General features: G+C 40.8%; 16 protein-coding genes and 2 pseudogenes. 3 read left to right on the top strand and 15 right to left on the bottom strand.

Annotated elements, in window-relative coordinates:
* Window positions 1-31: 31 nt before the first annotated feature.
* The 8 genes from A4H00_RS04635 to gap all read right to left on the bottom strand — a co-directional run bounded on the left by A4H00_RS04635 (window position 32) and on the right by gap (window position 7856).
* Complete coding sequence (locus tag A4H00_RS04635) at window positions 32-763, bottom strand: ABC transporter permease (protein ID WP_206281840.1); 732 nt, start codon at window positions 761-763, stop codon at window positions 32-34.
* A complete protein-coding gene (locus A4H00_RS04630; protein ID WP_067087706.1) occupies window positions 763-1509 on the bottom strand; it encodes an ABC transporter permease in 747 nt (248 codons plus the stop codon). The genes A4H00_RS04635 and A4H00_RS04630 overlap by 1 nt, the downstream gene beginning before the upstream one ends.
* Window position 1510: 1 nt before the next feature.
* Window positions 1511-2419 carry an ABC transporter ATP-binding protein gene (locus A4H00_RS04625; RefSeq protein WP_067087704.1) on the bottom strand — a complete coding sequence of 303 codons (909 nt, stop codon included), beginning with the start codon at window positions 2417-2419 and terminating at the stop codon, window positions 1511-1513.
* A 388-nt stretch (window positions 2420-2807) separates the two neighbouring features.
* Window positions 2808-4154 (bottom strand): type I glutamate--ammonia ligase, encoded by a 1347-nt coding sequence (gene glnA / locus A4H00_RS04620; RefSeq protein WP_067087702.1) that lies wholly within the window; start codon window positions 4152-4154, stop codon window positions 2808-2810.
* Window positions 4155-4207: 53 nt separating this feature from the next.
* Entirely contained in the window at window positions 4208-4567 is a 360-nt protein-coding gene (locus A4H00_RS04615; protein ID WP_067087700.1) for a MerR family transcriptional regulator, read from the bottom strand.
* 60 nt (window positions 4568-4627) lie between these two features.
* The gene (locus A4H00_RS04610) at window positions 4628-5158 is read right to left on the bottom strand and encodes an FUSC family protein (RefSeq protein ID WP_067087698.1); all 531 of its coding nucleotides are present in this window, start codon (window positions 5156-5158) and stop codon (window positions 4628-4630) included.
* A 341-nt stretch (window positions 5159-5499) separates the two neighbouring features.
* Window positions 5500-6699, bottom strand: a complete 1200-nt coding sequence (locus A4H00_RS04605) for a phosphoglycerate kinase (RefSeq protein WP_067087696.1) — start codon at window positions 6697-6699, stop codon at window positions 5500-5502.
* A gap of 146 nt (window positions 6700-6845) precedes the next feature.
* Window positions 6846-7856 carry a type I glyceraldehyde-3-phosphate dehydrogenase gene (gap, locus tag A4H00_RS04600; protein ID WP_067087694.1) on the bottom strand — a complete coding sequence of 337 codons (1011 nt, stop codon included), beginning with the start codon at window positions 7854-7856 and terminating at the stop codon, window positions 6846-6848.
* A 277-nt stretch (window positions 7857-8133) separates the two neighbouring features.
* On the opposite strand from gap, the gene A4H00_RS04595 reads away from it, so the two are divergent.
* The 3 genes from A4H00_RS04595 (at window position 8134) to A4H00_RS04585 (ending at window position 11944) form a co-directional block, all read left to right on the top strand.
* Window positions 8134-9363 (top strand): NAD/NADP octopine/nopaline dehydrogenase family protein, encoded by a 1230-nt coding sequence (locus tag A4H00_RS04595; RefSeq protein WP_067087692.1) that lies wholly within the window; start codon window positions 8134-8136, stop codon window positions 9361-9363.
* The gene (locus A4H00_RS04590; protein WP_237334215.1) at window positions 9338-10132 is read left to right on the top strand and encodes an aspartate/glutamate racemase family protein; all 795 of its coding nucleotides are present in this window, start codon (window positions 9338-9340) and stop codon (window positions 10130-10132) included. The genes A4H00_RS04595 and A4H00_RS04590 overlap by 26 nt, the downstream gene beginning before the upstream one ends.
* A 126-nt stretch (window positions 10133-10258) precedes the next feature.
* On the top strand, window positions 10259-11944 hold the full coding sequence (locus tag A4H00_RS04585) for an IS1182 family transposase (protein ID WP_067087688.1): 1686 nt from the start codon (window positions 10259-10261) through the stop codon (window positions 11942-11944).
* A 62-nt stretch (window positions 11945-12006) separates the two neighbouring features.
* Here A4H00_RS04585 and A4H00_RS04580 read toward each other — a convergent pair whose 3' ends face one another.
* The 7 genes and pseudogenes from A4H00_RS04580 to rpsL all read right to left on the bottom strand — a co-directional run bounded on the left by A4H00_RS04580 (window position 12007) and on the right by rpsL (window position 18225).
* Window positions 12007-12249: a hypothetical protein gene (locus A4H00_RS04580; protein WP_067087687.1), complete on the bottom strand. Its 243-nt coding sequence runs from the start codon at window positions 12247-12249 to the stop codon at window positions 12007-12009.
* The gene (locus A4H00_RS04575; protein ID WP_067087685.1) at window positions 12246-12479 is read right to left on the bottom strand and encodes a hypothetical protein; all 234 of its coding nucleotides are present in this window, start codon (window positions 12477-12479) and stop codon (window positions 12246-12248) included. Before A4H00_RS04575 ends, A4H00_RS04580 begins: the two co-directional genes overlap by 4 nt.
* Before the next feature lie 483 nt (window positions 12480-12962).
* Window positions 12963-13790 (bottom strand): annotated as a pseudogene (locus tag A4H00_RS12435) (transposase); the annotation flags it as partial.
* A gap of 114 nt (window positions 13791-13904) precedes the next feature.
* Window positions 13905-14549 (bottom strand): annotated as a pseudogene (locus A4H00_RS12430) (transposase); the annotation flags it as partial.
* Window positions 14550-14672: 123 nt separating this feature from the next.
* Window positions 14673-16754 (bottom strand): elongation factor G, encoded by a 2082-nt coding sequence (gene fusA / locus A4H00_RS04560; protein WP_067087679.1) that lies wholly within the window; start codon window positions 16752-16754, stop codon window positions 14673-14675.
* A gap of 568 nt (window positions 16755-17322) precedes the next feature.
* Window positions 17323-17793 (bottom strand): 30S ribosomal protein S7, encoded by a 471-nt coding sequence (gene rpsG / locus A4H00_RS04555; RefSeq protein WP_067087676.1) that lies wholly within the window; start codon window positions 17791-17793, stop codon window positions 17323-17325.
* Window positions 17794-17811: 18 nt separating this feature from the next.
* Complete coding sequence (rpsL, locus tag A4H00_RS04550) at window positions 17812-18225, bottom strand: 30S ribosomal protein S12 (protein WP_002940030.1); 414 nt, start codon at window positions 18223-18225, stop codon at window positions 17812-17814.
* Window positions 18226-18259 lie beyond the last annotated feature (34 nt).

Genomic DNA, 18259 nt, shown 5'->3' with positions numbered 1-18259 from the left:
CAAAAGAGATGACGGTTTTTTAGTTTGTCAACTACGGCCGTTTTTGAAGCTCTCTGACTGTCAAGCCATAAAATACAGCACAATATAGAAGATTTATCCCGACAAATAATACCAATTCTGAACGAGGAAAATCCACCAAAGCTCGACTACGAAGCGCAATCATCGGTTGTGAATAGGGATAAAATAACGGCAACCTATCCCCTATAAAAAGCAAAACAAATCCGCCAACAGCTCCCATAGCCGCATAAGCAACTGATTTAGCAATATTTCGTGTCTTGACAAATAAATACGCCTGTAAACTCAAAATACCGAGAGAACCTATAAGTGACAGAAAAATCCACTTTAAATGAAGTACAAGTTCAGAAAAGACGGTTATCTGATCAAGCCATAGAGCAAACAACCAAAACACAACCAACAATAGTTGAATAGGGAGTAACAGAAGGAGCAAGTTAAGCAATTTGCTCACTACAAGTTTTTTAATTGATACATGATTCGCCCGTAACATTTCTAACGTCGTTCTTTCAAATTCTGGCATAAAACAGAGGCCGACGAAGATGGCCAACAGGGCTGGATAGAAAATCTGACTATAGTAGAAGGTCAGCTGCCCCCACATCACGATAGACTGTGTATCTTCAATAAAAACGGCGCGATTCATATAATAAATCCCAAATCCTATAACACTGGGAATACCTAGCATGAGTAACCCAATCAGTCCAAGCTGCACTTTATGTAATTTTCGCCACTCAGCAACGATATACTGTATCATAGCAATTCTCCTTTCTTTTTCAACATCATCTTCCGTGCAAGCAAATAGCAAGCAAGTGCATAGAGAGTATAGATTGTTATTTTCAAGGCTAACTGGCTATCTACTGTGTAAAATCCTTGATCAGCCTTTGGATCAAAACCAAATTTATAAACGGATAAGAAACTTGCCCCATCCCAAGGAATTAGAAAAGACCATAACTTGTTGGTCTGTGATTGAAAAATCAGCCCCAAAAACGAACCGATAAATCCTAAAGCAAGTACACCTCCCGGTTTTTCCATAGACAGGGCTAAGGTCAGGTACAAACAAACCTGCACAAAACTTGCTAGTGAAAGTGTTGCAATTTGAATCCCCACTAGCTGAATAGCGACCGAAGCTCCTCGAATAGCTACAATATACAAGAAAATAATCATCGAATAAAGAATAGCCATTAAGACAAAAAATAAACTTGCAAACCATAACTTATCATGAAATACAGTCTGTAAACCATTCCCATTACTGGCTTGTAACTTAAAGGTTCGACCTTCTTTTTCGTTAAAAACAATGCGGGAAACAAAAATACTAATTGCCAAAGGAAGGATCAAAGCATGAGTATCTTGATTGTCAAAAAACGATTCCACTCCCTGGCCATCTACTCTTGATACCGCAACCGTCCACACTATTCCACTCAAGATAATCGCCATTGAAGTCATCAATGATTTCGTCCGCTTGCTCTTTAACCATTCAATTTGAATTGCTTTTAACATATTACCCCTCCTTCGTCAACGTCAGAAAGATATCTTCCAAGTTTTCTCTTTCACGAGAAACATGGAAAATCCGAACATGATGACCCACCAAGCAGTTGACCAAATCAGCTACATCTTCGTCCTCCAAATCAGCTAGCTTCACACGATCAGGACTGTATTCTAAAATAGTCAAATGGCCAAACTCTTTCAGATACTCCAGAACAGACCCATTTGAAAAATCACCACCGATCTCAATCCATGTCTTGGCTTTAATTGCGTTAATTTCTCCTTCGTAAACCAAGCGCCCATGATTGATAATGCCTACTCGATCAGCGATGTGCTCAATTTCAGAGAGAATATGGCTCGAAATAAAGACGGTTAAACCTTCCTCTTTAGCCAGTTTAACGATTAACTCTCGAATTTCATGAATCCCGGCAGGATCCAAGCCATTGGTCGGCTCATCTAAGAGTAAAATTTTTGGTTTCTTAACTAATGCAAAGGCTAAAGCCAAGCGTTGCTTCATTCCTAAAGAATAGGCTTTTACTAATTTCTTGCGATTTTTTTCATCTGCCAACCCGACTAATTTCAATGTCGGCCAAATCTGTTTCTTGTCAAAACCAAGCATTTTCTGAAAAACTAGCAGATTTTCATAGGCTGTCAAATTCGGATAATACGAAGGTTCCTCAATCATTGATCCTATTTGACCTAAATACTGTCCCTTTTGATCAATCGGCTGACCATTAACAAAAATCTGACCAGAAGTCGGTGAAACCAACGACAAAATCATTTTCATGGTCGTTGTTTTACCAGCACCATTTGGGCCAAGAAAGCCATAAATTTCCCCTTCATGTACCGTAATCTGCTCCAAATCAACAGTTGGAACATCCTTATAAACCTTTACTAACTGCTGTAACGTGATCACATCTTTCATTATCTAACTCCTATCAATCTTTTACTCAAGAAAGTTATTTTAATCACTCTCCCTATCTTTATTATAAAACTTGAAATACTCTATAACCTTACAATTCTGTATTGAAACCTTACAAAGTTGTAAGACTCCATGAAAATCAAAGTTAATGTTTTGTGACTTCCTTAGATGGTTCGGATATGAACTCCCTTTCCTATCACCATTCATTTCATTTACTGAGAAAGCAGCCTATTGGATTCATACTTTTATAAAAAAATAAATAGTAATAGATAAAATAGCTATTTTTGAAATTAAATGAGTATAAGCAGCAACGACTCAGCCAAAACTCCAGCCTTTTATGATAGCTAACAGCCATAACAAAAAGGACACCTTTCGGCATCCTTCCCTCTTCTTAATACAAGTCTAGGTAGTGGTCAATTTCCCATTGTGATACATAGGTCGCATAGCTAGCCCATTCGATTTTCTTGGCTTCCACGAAGTTGATAAAAATATGATTTCCAAGAGCAGCTTTGACAACCTCATCTTTTTGCAAGGCCTTAATCGCATTATGCAAGGTAGATGGTAAATCAACAATTCCTGCACGTTGGCGCTCTGATTCAGTCATCGCATAGATATTCGATTCTACTGGCGCTGGCGCTTTAATCTTATTTTCGACACCATCCAAACCAGACTCCAACAAGACTGCCATGGCTAAATACGGGTTAGCAGTTGGATCAACCGAGCGCAACTCCAAACGCGTTCCCATACCACGAGAGGCAGGGACACGAATCAATGGCGAACGATTGCGACCAGCCCAAGCGATATAAACAGGTGCTTCAAATCCTGGTACCAAACGCTTATAAGAGTTAACTGTCGGATTCATAATCGCTGTATAACTGTACGCATGCTTCATCAAGCCTCCTAAGAAATGATAGGCCGTTTCTGACAACTGCATCCCATTAGAATCTGCTGGATCATAAAAGGCATTGTTTCCTTCGCTATCAAACAAGGACATATTGCAGTGCATTCCAGAACCCGCAATACCAAATTTCGGCTTAGCCATAAAAGTTGCGTATAGACCGTGCTTACGAGCAATCGTTTTGACAACCAATTTGAAAATCTGAATATTGTCACAGGCTTTTAAAACATCCGCATACTTAAAGTCAATTTCGTGCTGCCCTACTGCTACCTCATGGTGACTAGCCTCTACTTCAAAGCCCATTTGTGTCAAGACATTGACAATCTCACGGCGTGTATTATCCGCAAGGTCCGTCGGTGCAAGGTCAAAATATCCACCCTTATCATTTACTTCAAGTGTTGGATTGCCATTTTCGTCCATTTTAAAGAGGAAAAATTCTGGCTCTGGGCCTAGATTAAACGATGTGAAGCCTAATTGTTCCATATGACGCAAGGCCTTTTTCAGATTTCCACGAGGATCTCCTAAAAATGGTTCGCCCTCTGTCGTATAAATATCACAAATTAAACCCGCAACACGACCGTTTTCATCACCCCAAGGGAAAATAGTCCATGTATTCAAATCCGGATACAGATACATATCTGACTCATTGATTCGGACAAATCCTTCAATAGAAGAGCCGTCAAACATCGCCTTATTTGACAACACCTTATCTACTTGCTCATCAGTGGCTGGAATTTCAACATTTTTCATAATTCCTAAGATATCTGTAAACATCAAGCGAATGAAAGTCACATTCTTTTCTTGAATATCCCGTTTGATATCCGCTACTGTAATTGACATAATGGTCTCCTTTAATGCTTCAACTATAACACGCCTGTCTAAGACAGGGAAGGCTAACGAAAGATACTAGTAGGGTTAGAAAAGCGCCCTTGGTTGCGGAGTTCATCCCGGAGAATACGGCGCACATCTTCATCTGTCAGTGTTTCAGATTCCCTCTGAGGCTTAGCCTGGCGGTTGGCATACTCTTTCTTAATTGCTGCGATATTAAGACCCTCATTAAGAAAATCCTTGATTTCCAGCAATTGATCCATATCATTCAATGAATAGAGTCTACGGTTGCCCTCATTTCGATCTGGGTGAATCAAACCCTGTTCTTCATAATAGCGGATTTGACGCGCCGTTAAGTCTGTCAATTTCATCACACTACCAATTGGAAAGACCGCTAAAGATCTACGAAATTCTTTTTCTCTCATGATAAGCTCCTTTCTGCCTACCATTATAGGAGAATTTTATTCATTCGTCAATATTATATGTCATATTTTCTTACATCGTTCGCTTTGTAATCGCTTTTTTAGTCTATCAATATCCGAATTAACCAAAATCGCAATAAACACCCCAACAAACGTCTCAAAGACACGAATAAAAACATATTGAATCGCATTCCCAGACGGAATCGATAAGGTGATAATCAGCAAGGCAGCTACCCCTCCGATAATCCCAGGTTTGTTATTCATGGCCACATTTGTCATAATCGTTAACATGACACACACCGGCACCACAAAAATCGTAACTAGTACATGCTCATGAAAAATTTGATTTAAGATAAAAAAGATAAGGGCATAGACACCACCAATCGAATTTCCTAGAATCCTAGATGCGCCAAAATGCACACTTTTATCAAAATCCTCACGCAGGCTAAAAACGGCTGTCAGAGCTGCAATTTGAGCTCCTTGTCGGCTAGAAAATGCAAATAGCAGGATAACCAAAAAGACCGCTATTCCTGATTTCAAGGTTCGCATTCCCAACTTAAATTCCTTGGGATTAAATCGATATTTTTTAAACATACAAGCTTACTTCCTCTCATCAACGACAAATCTATTCCTTATTATTATACCATTAAATTACCAAGCTGATGATGTTAAGGGGAGAGCTACTGCCATTCGCAGTCATTATCTAAAGCTACCGCCCATTACAAAACATGATAAAACATAGGAAAAGACGCCTTCGATGCGCCTTTTTTCTAATCTTCATTATTTTAGATGAATTATTTTCTGCCGATGCAGCCAACCCTGACAATACTTTATACCTTGCTAGATTCTCTCGTTCGCTAAGCTTCTCAAAAACTCTAGAAGGTGTATAAAAAGGTGCCTATCGACACCTTTTCTAACCTTCCATCATGAGAAGATTATTTTTCTGTCAATGCAGACAAGCCTGGTAATACTTTACCTTCAAGAAGCTCCATTGAAGCTCCACCACCTGTAGAAATCCATGAGAATTTATCTGCACGACCAAGGTTGATGGCAGCTGCAGCTGAGTCACCACCACCGATGATTGATTTCACTTCTGGTTGTTTGACAATCGCATCCATCACACCGATTGTTCCAGCTTGGAAGTCAGGATTTTCAAAGACACCCATAGGACCGTTCCAAACAACTGTTTTCGCACCTGTAAGAGCTTCATCAAATTTCGCAATGGATTTTGGACCGATGTCAAGACCAAGGAAGCCTTCAGAAACGGCTTCAGCATCTGTATCACGGACTTCTGTGTAGTCAGCAAAAGCATTTGCTTCTTTTGAGTCAACCGGTAAGATCAATTTACCATTTGCTTTTTCAAGAAGAGCTTTTGCTACATCTAATTTATCTTCTTCTACAAGTGAATTTCCGATTTCAATACCTTGTGCTTTGTAGAATGTGTAAGTCATACCTCCACCGATAAGGACTTTATCAGCTTTTTCAAGAAGGTTTTCAATGACACCAATCTTATCAGAAACTTTTGAACCACCAAGAATTGCCACAAATGGACGAACTGGATTTTCAACCGCTTCTTGGATATAGGCAATTTCATTTTCAAGAAGGAAACCTGCAACGGCTTTTTCAACATTTGCTGAGATACCTACGTTTGAAGCGTGTGCGCGGTGAGCTGTACCAAAGGCATCGTTAACGAAAATTCCATCTCCAAGAGAAGCCCAGTATTGACCAAGTTCTGCATCATTTTTTGACTCTTTCTTGCCGTCAACATCTTCAAAACGAGTGTTTTCAACCAAAAGAACTTGTCCATCTTCAAGCGCATTGATTGCCGCTTCAAGTTCTGCCCCACGAGTTGCACCTGGGATGAAGACAACATCTTGCCCTAATTTTTCTGCCAAGTTCGCAGCAACTGGTGCAAGCGATTTGCCTTCTTTATCCGCTTCTTCTTTCACACGTCCAAGGTGAGAGAAGAGCACCGCACGTCCACCTTGCTCAAGGATATACTTGATAGTAGGAAGGGCTGCTGAAATACGGTTGTCATTTGTAATCACGCCGTCTTTCAAAGGAACGTTAAAGTCAACACGGACAAGGACTTTCTTGCCTTTCAAGTCAACGTCTTTTACAGTAAGTTTTGCCATTTTACAAAAACTCCTATTCTTTATTTTATACTCCCTCATTATATCATATTTTGGGGATTTAGGGAAAGATTTCACAAAAAATATCACTCGAATACAAACGTTGCTACATTAGAAAAGAGAGGTCAAACAACCTCTCCTTTTACTCATTATTTTGCAATTTTTGCAAAGTACTCAAGTGTACGAACCAATTGAGCAGTGTATGACATTTCGTTATCATACCAAGATACAACTTTCACCAATTGTTTACCGTCAACATCAAGAACTTTTGTTTGAGTTGCGTCAAACAATGAACCGTAAGCCATACCTACGATATCTGAAGAAACGATTGGATCTTCAGTGTAACCGTATGAATCGTTTGCAGCAGCTTTCATTGCAGCATTTACTTCATCAACCGTTACATTTTTCTCAAGAACAGTTACCAATTCAGTTACTGATCCAGTTGGTGAAGGAACGCGTTGAGCAGCTCCGTCCAATTTACCGTTCAATTCTGGGATTACAAGACCGATAGCTTTTGCAGCACCAGTTGAGTTAGGAACAATGTTTGCAGCACCAGCACGGGCACGGCGAAGGTCACCACCACGGTGTGGTCCGTCAAGGATCATTTGGTCACCAGTGTAAGCGTGGATAGTTGTCATCAAACCTTGAACAACACCGAAGTTGTCTTGAAGTGCTTTAGCCATTGGAGCCAAGCAGTTTGTAGTACATGATGCACCAGAGATAACTGTTTCAGTACCATCAAGAATTTCGTGGTTTGTGTTGAATACAACTGTTTTCACGTTGTTTCCACCAGGTGCAGTGATAACAACTTTTTTCGCACCGTTAGCATGGATGTGTTGCTCAGCTTTTTCTTTAGATGCAAAGAAACCAGTTGCTTCAAGAACGATGTCTACACCATCAGTAGCCCAGTCAATGTTTCCTGGTTCGCGTTCAGCAGAAACTTTGACAAATTTACCATTAACTTCAAATCCACCGTCTTTTACTTCCACAGTACCGTCGAAACGACCTTGAGTTGTGTCGTATTTCAACAAGTGTGCAAGCATAACTGGATCTGTAAGGTCGTTGATACGAGTAACTTCAACACCTTCTACGTTTTGGATACGACGGAATGCAAGACGTCCGATACGACCGAAACCGTTAATACCAACTTTAACTACCATGAATGATTTCCTCCTTATGAAAATCGGGTTCTTTTATTTTAAAAGGCAAGCCTTTTAATCCTTTTGTGAAAATTTTAACTTGTTAATACACAAGTTACCTTTCAACATTACTATTATATAATGAAGTTGATAAAATTGCAAATGATTTTCTTTTTTCAGAAAGAAATTTTAATGAGCTTTGATAGTTGTTTTCTATCACCTTGATAAAAAATACCAAATTCCTCTCCTTATAAATTATGATAGAATAAGGAAAGTATAGTATAACAAGGAGATAAACATGGATATTCAAGAATTAAAAAATCATCCCATTGCAGTATTAGGAGCCGGAGCAGTCGGAAAGGCTGTCGCAGCGGATTCTGTTCTCGCAGGCAATACCGTTCATCTTTATGAATTACCAGAATTTGCCTCCTTCACCCTCAAAGACATTGACAAAACGGGAATTACAATTGCTCATACAGGTCAAAATAACCTTTTTGCTTTTGAACGAAGCGGAAAAGCGCATTTTGACCTTGTAACAACAGATATTGCTGAAGCGGTAAAAGGAACTCGCCTTGTCCTTGTCACCGTTCCATCTGTCGCTCACGATACTTTTTTTGAGAAATTAGTTCCTATTTTAGAAGATGGCATGATTGTTCATATCATCCCTGACAACTTTGGAAGTCTCAAGTTGCGGAAAAAAATGCGCGAATTAAACTGTCAAAAAGACATCATTGTCGGTGGCTGGTCTAGTGCCCCATACGGCTCTCGCATCATTAAAGAAGGCGGCGTTTTGACGCCAAAAATTGAACTAAAATACCGAGCAATCACCCTGCGTGGGGCTAGCCTTCCAAGTACCGACCAATATGCCTTTTTGGAAAGTTCCAAGGCTATCGGTAGCTTCGATGCTATCACTCATGGCCAAGGAGTAACGGGCGGAAAAACGGTTCTTGACATCGGTTTTAGCAATGTCAACCCTGTCCTCCATGTGCCAGGAACGATCTTAGGTGCCGGCGTGATGGAAAACTGGGGACGAATCTTTGGAGGCAATGATAAATATTCTTATTCTATCTATTCCCATGCTTATAGCGAATCTGTCGCCGAGGTCCAATATGCCTTTTATCTGGAACAAGTTGAATTAGCAGAAAAAATCGGCGTAGACTTGCAACGCTACCCTAAGAAAAACTTTTTATCACGTACCAGTATCTTAGGACCTGAGTATATGGGAGATGACTGCATTATTCCTTTTGAAGAACAATTTCCTATGGCTTATGGTACAGGGCCATTTAGCATCCACGATCGTTATATCACAGAAGACATTCCAGTCGGATGCCATCTCTACCATGAATTAGGGAAAAAGTACGGTGTTTCAACTCCGGTTATCGACAGTATGATTACTCTTGGATCTGTGATGACCGGACAAAATTTCTATGATAAAGGATTGACGCTGGACGATCTAGATTTAGCACATCTCTCTTCTGACGAAATTCTAGATTATCTTGAAAATGGCAACTTTAGAAAGGCTGATTAAGATGGACCAACACCACTATACTTATCTAGACAATCCACAAAAAATAGACCGCTCCCATCACGTTGTACCGACGCCCGTTGCAGGAATCGCTCTTGGTATCATTGCCATTGATTTCGACTATGTCAAAATGCCTGGTAATGTCGTCAACGCAACAACCTTTAACTTTCCAGTTCTATACGAAGTTATCGACATTGAAATTGAGGATCTTTTCCAAGGAAAAGTTGAGGTTTTGCCAGCAATTATTGAAGCTGCCCAACGGTTAGAAAAGAAAGGTGTGCGGGCTATTGTTGGTGCCTGTGGCTATTTCAATCATTTCCAAGAAGAAATTAAACACGCAGTCTCTATCCCTGTCTATCTTTCAAGCGTCCTTCAGATTCCTCTTATCAAGATGGGATTAAACGCCGAGCAAAAAATTGCCGTTTTGGTAGCTGATGGCAACGGTGCCAATCGTGACTTTTTCCAAAAAGCCCATGCTAAAATTGAAGACTGTATCGTCAAAGAAATCGGTAGCCTAGAAAGTTTTGCTCCAATCCGCTGGAATCAGACGCATCTAGATCATGAAAAATTAGGGAACGACTTGGCGGATGTGGTTGAAAACCTACGGAAAGAGCATCCAGACATCGGAGCTATTCTGCTCGAATGCAGCGACCTTCCTCCATATGCGGCAAAAATCCAATCCCGTGTGGGACTGCCTGTTTTTGATTTTATCACTCTTATTAACTGGCTGCATCAAAGTCTCGTTCAGCGTCCCTACTACGGTTATCTATAAAAACGAGGCTGGGCAAAAACTAGCTGCTCATATATAAAAAACGAGCCATTCCAATTAGGAGTTGCTCGTTTTCCATTTCATGCTTTATAATTATAATAACCACAAAACAACTAGAAAGGCATGAAAATGTATAAACAGTATAACACAAATCAGCTTAGTTTGGAATTAAATATCGCTTGGGACTTACCTGCTACACATGAGGCACGTCTGATTAGTCAGTTTGTGGATACTATTCCTCAATCCGTTCTCCTAGAAGAAACTTCCCACACAGGTCGTCCTGCCTTTCATCCAGCGATGTTGCTCAAAATGACCCTGTTCGCCTATGCTCGCCAAGTTTTCTCTGGTAGAAAAATTGTCCAAATGAATGAGGAAGTCATTCCTATGAAATGGCTGAGTCAAGATACCTACGTCTGTTATCGAACCATAAATAGTTTTCGGGCCTCTACACACGCCAACCAGCTTATCAAAACTGCTTTCATCTACTTTACTCTCCTCCTCAGAGAGAATGGATTGATTGAAGATAAAGCTCTCTTCATTGACGGGACTAAGGTAGAAGCTGATGCCAACAAGTATTCTTTCACGTGGAAAAAGGCCGTTGAGCGCTATGAAGATGCCTTGAATGGAAACATTTCTGCCCTCTATGACAAGCTAGTCCAAGAAGGGGTGGATACTGCCTTGTCCAAGGAAGAATGTCTCACTAGCGAAGGACTAAACCAACTCCTACAAGAGACCGAACAAGTACTAGATGAGTTGGAAAATGCTATCTCACAAGAGCCTAAAGTCAGTAAAGGTGGATCGGCTAACAGACAGAAACGAAGAAGAATTAAGAAACTCAAGAGAAAGTTGAAAGAGGATTTTCTTGTTCGGAAACAAAAGTACGAACGAGATAAACAGATTTTACAAGAGCGAAATTCCTATTCTAAAACAGATCCTGATGCGACGTTTATGAGGATGAAAGAGGATCATATGAGGAATGGTCAGCTCAAACCTGGTTACAACCTTCAACTTGGTACAAATAGCCAGTTTGCCTTAGCTTACGGATTGTATCCGAATCCAACTGACACTCGTACACTCAAACCTTTTCTTCAATCCATCCAAACCTTAGAACTCTTTCAACACATTGTTGCGGATGCAGGTTATGGTAGTGAAGAAAATTACAGCTTTATCGTTGATGTTCTGGAGAAAACGCCTCTAATTCCCTACGGAACATATCAGAAAGAGCAGAAGAAAAGCTACAAGAAGAGTGATGCCAATCCTGAAAACTGGACTTACCTAGAAGATTCTGACCAGTGGATAAAACCAGATGGAGTTGTCTACTCGTTTAAGAATTATTCACGAAGAACGGAAAAGTATGGATTTGAGAAAGATAGTAAGATTTACGAAGCTGATCCTGTACAAGCTAGTGAAGAGTTAGACCAATTAGCACGGACAGAGAAAGGAAACCTCAAACAAATTCAGTATAATCCTACGTGGAACTATTTCAAGAACTTAGCCAAAGAGGAATTGACAAGTAAAGAGGGAGCCCGCATTTATGCCAAACGCAAGGTGGATGTCGAACCTGTATTTGGTAGGATGAAGGGTGTTTTTGGCGTACGCAGAGTGCATGTCAGAGGTCAAAAAGTGGTTGAAACTGAGATAGGATTCCTCCTAATGAGCATGAATCTCACGAAATTGGCTAAGAAATTAGTCCAATATAATAGAGACAAAAATAAAAACACAAATAGTTCGGCAGGATTTCATCAAAATCAGCTTGAATCTATATGTGTTTTTTATTTACTGGCTAGTTTTTGCCCAGCCTCGTTTTTATCTTGAAAAATCTTAAGATTCGTACTAAAAATAAAGGGAACGATACTCAGTGTTTCCCCAACTTCTTGTCAATAACGATAATCTGGATCATAATGAATAAATACATTATTCTGACTGTCGTGTTCAAACGTTAAGCGCCATTTATTCACCACTCGGAGGATTTGCTTTTCTGACACCCAACGGAATACTGCAACAACAGCATAATCATCCTTATCGTTATAAATGATAAGTTCTGTCCCATCGTTACCGATAAAAACGCTCAACGCTGAGTGAACATGGACGGTGTATTTTCCAAAGTGATAGTGATTCACTGCACTCCCTCCTCATCGTTATACCAAATATGAACTATTTTGCCGCAAATATCATAAACAATTCCCCAGTAAGTAGCAAGTTGAAGATTACCAGTCGGCGACAATGTCACGCTACAACAAATAGATGTCTGCTCGGGATATAGAATCAATAATTGATCCTGACCATCATAAACGGGGTGCAATCGTTGAGACACATAGATTTCATAATCTTGTAACTGATATTTTTTCATTTGAACTCCTCATTTTATTGCCAAAGATGCGTTTAGCTTTACGGTCTTAGATAGTAGCCACTTTCGTTATAAGTTCTTATCCTCGCACCACTTCTAGCCTATCATTTCCAATAACTACCTCCGTGTGCCCCTCCGCCAGAATTGACCGCACGATTCCTGGTAATATAAGTACCTTTTGGACCATAATAAGTTCCTGACTTAGCTAAAATGCAAATGTCCCATCTCTATTCGTATAAGACGCTAGATTTATATAGGATTGGTAGGCTGCACCATCAAGCTGAAGCCCTGAGCTCCTCTTGTTTCAGTTGGCTGCTTACCTTACAGAACTGCTTTGGAAGCACGATAACGAGATTTTATAGCAGCTGTACTTTATTTTGTAATTTATCTTTATAATTTATTATACAAAAATAAACCTCTAAAGTCAACAGAATTTTCTGATTTTTCTGACTATATCTTTCAAAATGATGAGTCAACAATTACTTTTCAAAACACAAAAAGCACCCGAAGGTGCTTACAGACCGAAGACAAACTAGCCCTTAAACTAGTTTGTCTTTTTGTTTGCTGTGTTATTTTTGAAAAAAGTAGTCTAAAAGAGTAGATTAGGGCAACATAAAAAGGCCTTCCTGCCCTTATTTTCACCAGTTTTTTGAGATTAAGGCACGCCAAAGTCAGCCCAACCTTATCTCGCATTTTGAGCTTACCAATTTCTCTTGTATAGCGGAGATTATGGTATTCTTTAGCCGTCCCAAAGAGTCGCTCTATCGTCTCCTTGCGATGCTGATATCGCTCTTTCATCCCTCTTTGGTGGCGAATCTCTTCACAAATCTCCATGTAACCTTTCCAGATATGTCTGGTGACTAGCTTCTGCTTGGTCTTACTTTCAGTACAACTCTTTAGGAGTGGACAGGTTGCACAAGTCTTAGGGTTACTCTTGTATTCTCGATAGCCAGAACGGTTGGTAGTGCTGTAAGACAAGACTTGGTTTTCAGGGCAGAGGTAGACGTCATAATGCTCGTCATAAATGAAATCATTCGGTCGTAACATGCCCTTCTTGCCACGAGGTCTGGTGTAGGGAAAGACAGGTGTGATATGCTGGTCCAGTAGACATTTGGCAATACTGGGAGTTTTATAACCAGAGTCAGCGATGATATAGTTGGGGTGAAACGGTTCTAGCTTTGCGAAAAGAGCAGGGAAAGCTTGACTATCATGGACATTGCCTGCTTCAACAGTATAGGCTAATGCCCAACCGTGTTTGTCGCAAGCCACCTGTGCTGCATAAGCGAAAACCTCCTTATGCTCCCCCTTATGAAATTGAATTCGATCTAAAAGTCTAGCAAAAAAGATGACTTGTTTTTGTGTTTTTCAAACACGAAGCAAGTCCCTATTTTTGTACGACTTTTTTAACGCTCTCATATCTTGACGAAACCAGCCGCTCTCTGAGTCAGTCGTGGACATCTTTTTAGTGTTAGCCTCGCCTTTTGCGGCGGGCTTTAAGGGCTTTTTTTCATGTGTTACCCGATCTTGTGCGATTTCTTTTTCGAGTTGTTCACTCATCCATTTAGCTTGAGCCTCGACCTCTTGTCGTCTGTATTTATGGTTGTTGGCAGCTGCTTTGATGTGCGTTCCGTCGATGAAAATCTCATCTGTATCCACTAATCCAGCAGTCAAACAGAGATTGAGGACATGTTCGAGGATACGCGTGATCACTTCTGTTTCAGCGAAACGACGGCTGTAGTTTTTACCGTATGTGGTAAAATGAGGCACCTTATCGTCCAGACTCAAGCCCAGAAACCAACGATAGGCAACATTGACCTCAATGTCCTTGATGGTCTGACGCATGGAGCGAATGCCATAGAAGCACTGAATCAGAGGGATTTTGACCAGCATAACAGGGTCAAGGCTAGGACGACCCTTGTCTGAGGAATAACTATCCTCCACCAAGTCATAGATGACAGAAAAGTCGACAGTTTCCTCCAACTGACGCAGAAAGTGGTCCTTTGGAACTAACTCTTCAAGCGTATAGAAGCCTACTTGACGACGGTTATATTCGGGATTTTCTTTGTGAGACATAGCCAACACCTCACATTCTTCTTACCTCTATTATACTCCTTGACATCAAAAAAGCCCTCAGAAACAAGTGTTTCTAGGACTTTGTCTTCAATCTGAAAGCACCCGAAGGTGCTTAGTTTATTATTAAGCGTTACCGCCATTTTTCTTGATGATTTCATCTTGTACAGACTTAGGAACATCTTCATAGTGGTCAAATACCATCATGAAGGTACCACGTCCTTGTGTCGCTGAACGAAGAACAGTTGCATAACCGAACATTTCAGCAAGTGGTACATAGGCACGAACGATTTGTGTGTTACCACGAGCTTCCATACCATCTACACGTCCACGACGAGCTGTAACGTGTCCCATAACGTCACCAAGGTTGTCTTCTGGTGCAGTAATCGTTACAAGCATCATTGGCTCAAGGATAACTGGTTGTGCAGATTTTGCTGCTTCTTTAAGGGCAAGAGAGGCCGCAACTTTAAAGGCCGTTTCAGATGAGTCGACATCGTGGTATGAACCATCGTACAATTTCGCTTTAACGTCAACGATTGGGTAGCCAGCAAGAACACCGTTTGCCATAGACTCAATCAAACCTTTTTCAACCGCTGGGATAAATTCACGTGGAACCACACCACCGACGATAGCATTTTCAAACTCGAATCCTTTTCCTTCTTCGTTTGGCGTAAATTCAATCCATACATCACCGAATTGACCTTTACCACCTGATTGACGCTTGAAGAATCCACGAGCTTGAGTTGAAGCACGGAATGTTTCACGGTAAGATACTTGAGGCGCACCTACGTTTGCTTCAACCTTGAACTCACGACGCATACGGTCAACAAGGACATCCAAGTGAAGCTCACCCATACCTGAGATAACTGTTTCACCAGTTTCAACGTTTGTTTCAACGCGGAATGTTGGATCTTCTTCAGCCAATTTAGAAAGGGCAACACCCATCTTGTCTTGGTCTGCTTTAGATTTTGGCTCAACCATCAATTGGATAACTGGTTCTGGAACGTTGATTGACTCAAGGATAACTTTTGCTTTCTCGTCTGTCAATGAGTCACCAGTTGTTGTATCTTTCAAACCAACCGCAGCAGCGATATCTCCAGAGTAAACTGTTTCGATTTCTTGACGGCTGTTAGCGTGCATTTGAAGGATACGTCCGATACGCTCACGTTTTCCTTTAGAAGTATTCATTACGTATGAACCTGAGTTAAGGACACCTGAGTACACACGGAAGAAGGTCAAACGACCTACGAATGGGTCCGTCATAATCTTGAAGGCAAGGGCTGCAAATGGCTCTTCATCTGAAGCTGGACGCTCTTCTTCAGCATCTGTATCTGGGTTAATACCTTTGATTGCTGGAATATCAACTGGACTTGGAAGGTAGTCGATAACCGCATCAAGCATCAATTGAACACCTTTATTCTTGAAGGCAGAACCACACAATACTGGGAAGAATTCAACGTTGATGGTTGCTTTACGGATACCCGCTTTTAATTCTTCGTTTGTGATTTCTTCACCTTCGAGATATTTCATCATCAAATCTTCATCAGTTTCAGCAACTGCTTCTACCAATTTTTCACGGTATTCTTGTGCTTGCTCAAGGTATTCAGCTGGAATATCTTCTTCAAGAATATCTGTACCAAGGTCATTTGTATAGATTTCAGCTTTCATCTTGATCAAGTCAATGATTCCACGGAAATCATCTTCTGCACCGATTGGCAATTGGATTGGGTGAGCATTTGCTTGCAAGCGCTCATGAAGTGTGCTGACTGAGTAAAGGAAGTCTGCACCGATTTTATCCATTTTGTTGGCGAATACGATACGAGGAACTCCGTACTCAGTTGCTTGGCGCCAAACTGTTTCAGTTTGTGGCTCAACACCTGATTGTGAGTCAAGAACGGTTACCGCGCCGTCCAATACACGAAGAGAACGTTGTACTTCGATGGTGAAGTCCACGTGTCCTGGTGTGTCGATGATGTTTACGCGGTGGTTGTTCCATTGTGCAGTTGTCGCAGCAGAGGTGATCGTGATCCCACGTTCTTGCTCTTGCTCCATCCAGTCCATTTGTGACGCACCTTCGTGTGTTTCACCGATTTTGTGGATTTTACCAGTGTAGTAAAGAATACGCTCTGTTGTTGTTGTTTTACCGGCATCGACGTGGGCCATGATACCAATATTACGAGTTTTTTCTAGTGAAAATTCGCGTGCCATTATGTTCTCCTATTTTAGTTAAATTTAGTTACATCTTATTATAGCATATTTTAGAAAAGAACGGATAGGCAGGACCTACCCGTTCTCAAATGCTTTTTTGTAAAGTGGTAAAAAGATACTGCTGAGCAATTTTGCTAGTTGAGTTTGGACGAAAAGTCCTCACATTTTAATTGAATTGAACTCAGGCTACAAATGTCTGCCAAAAAGAGACGCAACTGTTGTAGCTTTAGCTAATTACAGATGTGGCTCCCTTTAGTAGAGACAAAACTTCCTAGAAGCTGAAGCTTCGTTGTTAGTTTTCCTATTTTGCCCTTGCTCTCTACGTCTTCTGTATCTTAATGTAATTGAGTTCGGACTAAAAGTTTTGGAAAAAAGACAAATCTTCTTGAACGCTCAAGCGTTCTGCAAAGATTTTCTATTTTTCCTTGAACTTTCTTAACGTCCTCACATCTTAATTGAATTCAGGCTACAAATGTCTGCCAAAAAGATAAATTCTCCTAGAGTTTTAAAACTCTTCGTCGAATTTCCTATTTTGGCTAGCATTTGCTTTACGCCTTCATATCCTATATTACCAACGGAAGTGTGCAAATGCGCGGTTTGCTTCTGCCATACGGTGAGTATCTTCACGTTTCTTAACAGCTGCACCTGTGTTGTTTGCTGCATCCATGATTTCTTTTGCAAGACGGTCAACCATTGTGTGTTCACCACGGTTACGTGCAATAGTTACCAACCAACGAAGTCCAAGAGTTGTACGACGTTCTGGACGAACTTCAACTGGGACTTGGTAGTTAGAACCACCAACACGGCGTGCACGGACTTCAAGTACAGGCATGATGTTTTCCATCGCTGTTTCAAATACTTCAAGTGCATCGTTTCCAGTAGCTTCTTTGATTTGATCAAAGGCACCATATACGATAGAAGCCGCTGTACCACGTTTTCCGTCAAGCATAACGCGGTTGATCAAACGTGTTACTAATTTTGAATTGTAAAGCGGATCTGGCAATACTTCGCGCTTAGGCGCTTGGTTTTTACGACTCATTTATCTATATCCCCTTTCTTACCCTTTTGGACGTTTTGTACCGTATTTAGAACGGCCTTGTTTACGATCGTTTACACCTGCAGTATCAAGTGCACCACGAACGATATGGTAACGTACCCCTGGAAGGTCTTTTACACGACCACCACGAAGAAGCACTACGCTGTGCTCTTGCAAGTTGTGTCCGATACCTGGGATATAAGCAGTTACTTCGATCAAGTTGCTCAAACGTACACGAGCGAATTTACGAAGGGCTGAGTTAGGTTTTTTAGGTGTCATTGTTCCGACACGAGTCGCAACACCACGTTTTTGTGGTGAAGAAACGTTTGTTTGAACTTTTTTACGGCTGTTGTAACCAACGTTCAAAGCTGGTGATTTAGATTTTTCTACTTTAGACTTACGTGGTTTACGTACCAACTGGTTAATTGTAGGCATCTACATTCTCCTGTATATTTTTTTATTTTTGGTT

This window comes from Streptococcus marmotae, assembly GCF_001623565.1.
Lineage (GTDB): Bacteria > Bacillota > Bacilli > Lactobacillales > Streptococcaceae > Streptococcus > Streptococcus marmotae.
The sequence above is the reverse complement of the archived record's forward strand: the minus strand, read 5'-3'. Positions and strand labels throughout refer to the sequence as shown.

Bases quoted from the DNA above. Each gene is read 5' to 3' on its own strand.
- A4H00_RS04625 (WP_067087704.1), bottom strand. From the start codon at position 2,419: ATGAAAGATGTGATCACGTTACAGCAGTTAGTAAAGGTTTATAAGGAT.
- A4H00_RS04585 (WP_067087688.1), top strand. From the start codon at position 10,259: ATGTATAAACAGTATAACACAAATCAGCTTAGTTTGGAATTAAATATC.
- A4H00_RS04610 (WP_067087698.1), bottom strand. From the start codon at position 5,158: ATGTTTAAAAAATATCGATTTAATCCCAAGGAATTTAAGTTGGGAATG.
- glnA (WP_067087702.1), bottom strand. From the start codon at position 4,154: ATGTCAATTACAGTAGCGGATATCAAACGGGATATTCAAGAAAAGAAT.
- rpsG (WP_067087676.1), bottom strand. From the start codon at position 17,793: ATGAGTCGTAAAAACCAAGCGCCTAAGCGCGAAGTATTGCCAGATCCG.
- A4H00_RS04605 (WP_067087696.1), bottom strand. From the start codon at position 6,699: ATGGCAAAACTTACTGTAAAAGACGTTGACTTGAAAGGCAAGAAAGTC.
- A4H00_RS04615 (WP_067087700.1), bottom strand. From the start codon at position 4,567: ATGAGAGAAAAAGAATTTCGTAGATCTTTAGCGGTCTTTCCAATTGGT.
- A4H00_RS04590 (WP_237334215.1), top strand. From the start codon at position 9,338: ATGGCAACTTTAGAAAGGCTGATTAAGATGGACCAACACCACTATACT.
- A4H00_RS04595 (WP_067087692.1), top strand. From the start codon at position 8,134: ATGGATATTCAAGAATTAAAAAATCATCCCATTGCAGTATTAGGAGCC.
- A4H00_RS04630 (WP_067087706.1), bottom strand. From the start codon at position 1,509: ATGTTAAAAGCAATTCAAATTGAATGGTTAAAGAGCAAGCGGACGAAA.
- A4H00_RS04575 (WP_067087685.1), bottom strand. From the start codon at position 12,479: ATGAAAAAATATCAGTTACAAGATTATGAAATCTATGTGTCTCAACGA.
- fusA (WP_067087679.1), bottom strand. From the start codon at position 16,754: ATGGCACGCGAATTTTCACTAGAAAAAACTCGTAATATTGGTATCATG.
- gap (WP_067087694.1), bottom strand. From the start codon at position 7,856: ATGGTAGTTAAAGTTGGTATTAACGGTTTCGGTCGTATCGGACGTCTT.
- rpsL (WP_002940030.1), bottom strand. From the start codon at position 18,225: ATGCCTACAATTAACCAGTTGGTACGTAAACCACGTAAGTCTAAAGTA.